This is a genomic window from Actinoplanes sp. NPDC026670 (assembly GCF_040638175.1).
In the GTDB taxonomy this organism is placed as follows: Bacteria; Actinomycetota; Actinomycetes; order Mycobacteriales; family Micromonosporaceae; genus Actinoplanes.
In genome coordinates this window covers 1-3,699 of record NZ_JBEZXU010000152.1, presented here as the reverse complement: position 1 = coordinate 3,699, position 3,699 = coordinate 1, and the positions used below count along the sequence as shown (strand labels likewise).

The 3,699-nt window shown below is 69.6% G+C and carries 4 protein-coding genes and 1 pseudogene; 1 reads left to right on the top strand and 4 read right to left on the bottom strand.

Annotation, left to right across the window (positions count from 1 at the left end; all coding sequences use genetic code 11):
- The 4 genes from AB0E94_RS52580 to nhaA all read right to left on the bottom strand — a co-directional run.
- The coding region (locus tag AB0E94_RS52580; protein WP_360344441.1) for a DUF4153 domain-containing protein at positions 1 to 105 on the bottom strand (105 nt) is incomplete at its 3' end.
- A 9-nt stretch (positions 106 to 114) separates the two neighbouring features.
- Positions 115 to 996: a restriction endonuclease gene (locus AB0E94_RS52575; RefSeq protein ID WP_360344438.1), complete on the bottom strand. Its 882-nt coding sequence runs from the start codon at positions 994 to 996 to the stop codon at positions 115 to 117.
- Between the two features lie 201 nt (positions 997 to 1,197).
- Positions 1,198 to 1,533: a hypothetical protein gene (locus AB0E94_RS52570; RefSeq protein WP_360344435.1), complete on the bottom strand. Its 336-nt coding sequence runs from the start codon at positions 1,531 to 1,533 to the stop codon at positions 1,198 to 1,200.
- Between the two features lie 3 nt (positions 1,534 to 1,536).
- The gene (nhaA, locus tag AB0E94_RS52565; protein ID WP_360344432.1) at positions 1,537 to 2,769 is read right to left on the bottom strand and encodes a Na+/H+ antiporter NhaA; all 1,233 of its coding nucleotides are present in this window, start codon (positions 2,767 to 2,769) and stop codon (positions 1,537 to 1,539) included.
- A 214-nt stretch (positions 2,770 to 2,983) separates the two neighbouring features.
- Here nhaA and AB0E94_RS52560 point away from each other — a divergent pair.
- Positions 2,984 to 3,699, top strand: a pseudogene (locus AB0E94_RS52560) (phosphoketolase); the annotation flags it as partial.

Genomic DNA, 3,699 nt, shown 5'->3' with positions numbered 1-3,699 from the left:
GGTGACCGCCGCGAGCTGCCAGAAGCCGCTGCGGGCGTACTCGGCGTAGCTCAGGCCGGACGTCTTCAGCACGTGCCGGGCGCCGCCGGCGCCGGGCGTCCCCAGCCCGGCGGGTCACTCGAAGAAATCCTCGTCCACCTGCTTGAGAACGAACGTCTCCGAGTCCTGCGCCCCGATGTTGTACTTCACGAGCAGCCCCGAAAGCTCGCCGCCGTCGATCAGGATGACGCGGGCCGCGACCTTCTCGGCGTAGTCGCGGGCGTCCGTGCTGAAGCGGCTCGTCGTGATGAAGACGCCGCGGTCGGCCTGGGCGCCGTGCAGGGCGCCGACGAACCCCTGAATGTCCGGACGGCCCACCGTACGGTCGGCGGCATAGCGTTTCGCCTGGACATAGATGCGATCGAGCCCGAGCGGATCCTGCTTGATGACACCGTCGAGACCTTCGTCGCCGGACCGCCCCAGATGCTCGGCCGAGCCGGCCGCGCCGCCGTAGCCCATGGCGGTGAGCAGCTTGAGCACCAGGTTCTCCAGGAAGGCGGGATCCTGTTCACGGACCCGCGTCAGCAGCTCCGCCGCCACGGCGGCGTTGCTCTCCTCGACCGCCGCGATGATCGTCTCGTGCGGCGTGCCCGGCGGCATCGGGACTCCGGCCGCCGCGGGTGGCTGCTTCTCCTTCACCCGGGCCCGCGTCTTGAATTCCCGGAACTCCTCGAAACGGTCGAGGATCTGGTTGTCCACGCGGTCCGGGTTATCCCGCAGAACAGCCAGCCCGCGTTCGGTGATTTGAGCTATCGCCCGGCCGGGGCGACGCACCAGTCCGGCCTGTACCAGGTAGGTGACCGCCCATCCGACGCGGCTGTCGAAGACACCGACGCCGCTCTTGACGACCAGGAGGCGGTCCTCGTCGCTGATGCCGATCGCGACGGCGACCACCTCCCGGATCTCCTTGACGGGCCGCGCCCGGCCGTCCTGCAATGCTTGGAGAACCGGTGCCATGAGCGTCTGGTAGTTGGGGACGGCCAAGAAAACCTCAGATCGGTCGTGACGTAACAGCCGGATCGACTGTAACGGATACCGTTTTCGATCGATCCTGGATCTGGTCGAGGGGCCGGGTAGGCCGCTGCGGCGTTCGGACAGGTCGCGGACCAGTTCGTGGCTGATGCGGCTGAGTTCGGACTTCGCGTCGAACCAGCTCGATCATGGCGGGTCGTCGAAGCGGCGGGCCAGGTCGCGGTGGGCGGCGGCCGCGTCGGTGGCCTCCATGCCGGTGAACGGTGAACTGGGACCGGCGCCCAGGTCGGCCACCTGGTCGGCGAAGCGGCGATGCCGCTCGGCGGCGTTCTTGCGGCAGGGCAGGCAGGTGACGACGCCCGGCTCGGCGGAGGTCATGGCGAACGGGACCTGCACGCCGCACGCGGTCGTCACTGAGGCCGGCAGATTGCCGACCAGGCCGAACACCGAGGCCAGAAGGTTGCGCTCGACGGCCCGGGAATGCAGCTTCCCACCTTCGACGTGGATGTGCGGGTCGTTCACCGGTTAATCGTCCTCCCGTTGGTAGACGTCGGGAACACCGTCGGCGTCAGCGTCCTCCTGCTCGGCGGCACACAGTCGACGATAGTGGCGGTTGCGGACGCGCAGCACCACGGTCGCGAGCAGGGCGGCCAGCAGGGAACCGCTGAGCACGCCCAGTTTGGCCTGGTCGTCGAGGGCGGCGCCGGGGCCGAAGGCGAGTTCGCTGATCAGCAGCGACACGGTGAAGCCGATGCCGCCGAGCAGGCCCAGCCCGAGGACGTCCCACCAGCTCAGGCCCTCGGCGAGGCGGGCCCGGGTGAACCGCTGGACCAGCCAGGTGGAGGCGGTGATGCCGATCGGTTTGCCGAGGACCAGGGCGAGGACCACGGCCACCGTGACCGTGCCGGCGCTGCCGCCGATGGTCACCCCGGAGGCGAAGAAGGCGAACACCGGCACCGCGAAACCGGCCGAGACCGGTCGCCAGATGTGCTCGAATCGTTCGGCCGGGGTGATGCCGCCGGGCCGGTTGACCGGCACGGTGAAGGCGAGGGCCACACCGGCGACGGTGGCGTGGACGCCTGACGCATGGGTGAGGGCCCAGGTCAGCACGGCCAGGGGCACCAGCAGCCACCAGTGCGCCCGGCCCCGCTGGACCAGCAGACCGAACACGGCGACACCGAGAGCGGCACCGAGGAGAGGGAGCAGGTGCAGACCGGACGTGTAGAAGACCGCGATCACCAGGATCGCGAGCAGGTCGTCGACGACTGCCAGGGTCAGCAGGAACGTGCGCATGGCGGCCGGCAGGTGGGTGCTGATCACGGCCAGCACGGCCAGCGCGAACGCGATGTCGGTGGCGGTCGGGATCGCCCATCCCCGTGGATCGCCACCGGCGGCGACGTAGATCAGCGCCGGGGCGATCATGCCGCCGACCGCGGCCGCTACCGGCAGTGCCGCCCGCCGGGGGTCACGCAGGTCGCCGGCGACGAACTCGCGTTTGAGTTCCAGCCCGGCCACGAAGAAGAAGATCGCCAGGAGCCCGTCGGCGGCCCACGTGGACAGCGTCAGGTTCAGGTGCCATTGTGCCGGGCCGACCCGGAGGGCCGACAAATCCTGGTAGAAGTCTTCCCATGGGGAGTTCGCCCAGGCCAGCGCCACGATGGTGGCGCCGAGGAGGAGCAGGCCGCCGACCGTCTCGGCGCGCAGGATGTCGGCGATCCGGCGGGCCTCCGGCCAGGAACCTCGGGAGAACAGTGCCATGGTCGACCTCCGGGCAGGGTTGAACGCTCGCCGACCAGGCTTCCCGGCACACCACGTGCCACTTTACGTGACCTTCATTTCGTGGTCGGCGCGTGCCGTACATCGGCGGGGGTAACGTCCCGAACGGATGGGCCGAAAGACCCGTGCCGCCGAATTGCACCGCCGATACGTTGATCGTGACCAGTCAGGAACTCGAGAAAACCATCCGAGAGGAATGACCGTGACCGCCGTTTCGGACAACCGGGCCGCCACGCTCGACCAGCAGGAACTCGTGCGGAAGCTCGCCGCTCCGGACGATGCCGAGGTCGGCGGCCTCGACGCCTGGTGGCGGGCCAACAACTACCTCACCGTCGGGCAGATCTACCTGCAGGGCAACCCGCTGCTGCGCGAGAAGCTCACCTCGGAGCACATCAAGCCGCGCCTGCTCGGGCACTGGGGGACGAGCCCGGGCCTGTCGTTCGTCTACGCACACGTCTCCCGGCTGATCTCCAAGACCGGGCAGCAGGCCATCTACCTGGCCGGCCCCGGCCACGGCGGCCCGGCCCTGGTCGCCGCCGGCTACCTGGAGGGCACCTACTCCGAGGTGTATCCGAAGGTGGATCTCTCCGAGGGCGGCCTGCTGCGGCTGTTCCGGCAGTTCTCCAGCCCCGGCGGCATCCCGAGCCACGTCAGCGTGACCACGCCGGGCAGCATCCACGAGGGCGGCGAGCTCGGCTACGTGCTGGTGCACGCGTTCGGCGCGGTCATGGACAACCCGGACCTGCTGGCCATCGCCGTGGTCGGTGACGGCGAGGCCGAGACCGGCCCGCTCGAGGGCTCCTGGAAGGGGATCTCGTTCATCAACCCGGAGCACGACGGCGCGGTCCTGCCGATCCTGCACCTCAACGGCGCGAAGATCGCCGGCCCGACCGTGCTGGCCCGCAAGGACCC

Bases quoted from the DNA above. Each gene is read 5' to 3' on its own strand.
- AB0E94_RS52575 (WP_360344438.1), bottom strand. From the start codon at position 996: ATGGCACCGGTTCTCCAAGCATTGCAGGACGGCCGGGCGCGGCCCGTC.
- nhaA (WP_360344432.1), bottom strand. From the start codon at position 2,769: ATGGCACTGTTCTCCCGAGGTTCCTGGCCGGAGGCCCGCCGGATCGCC.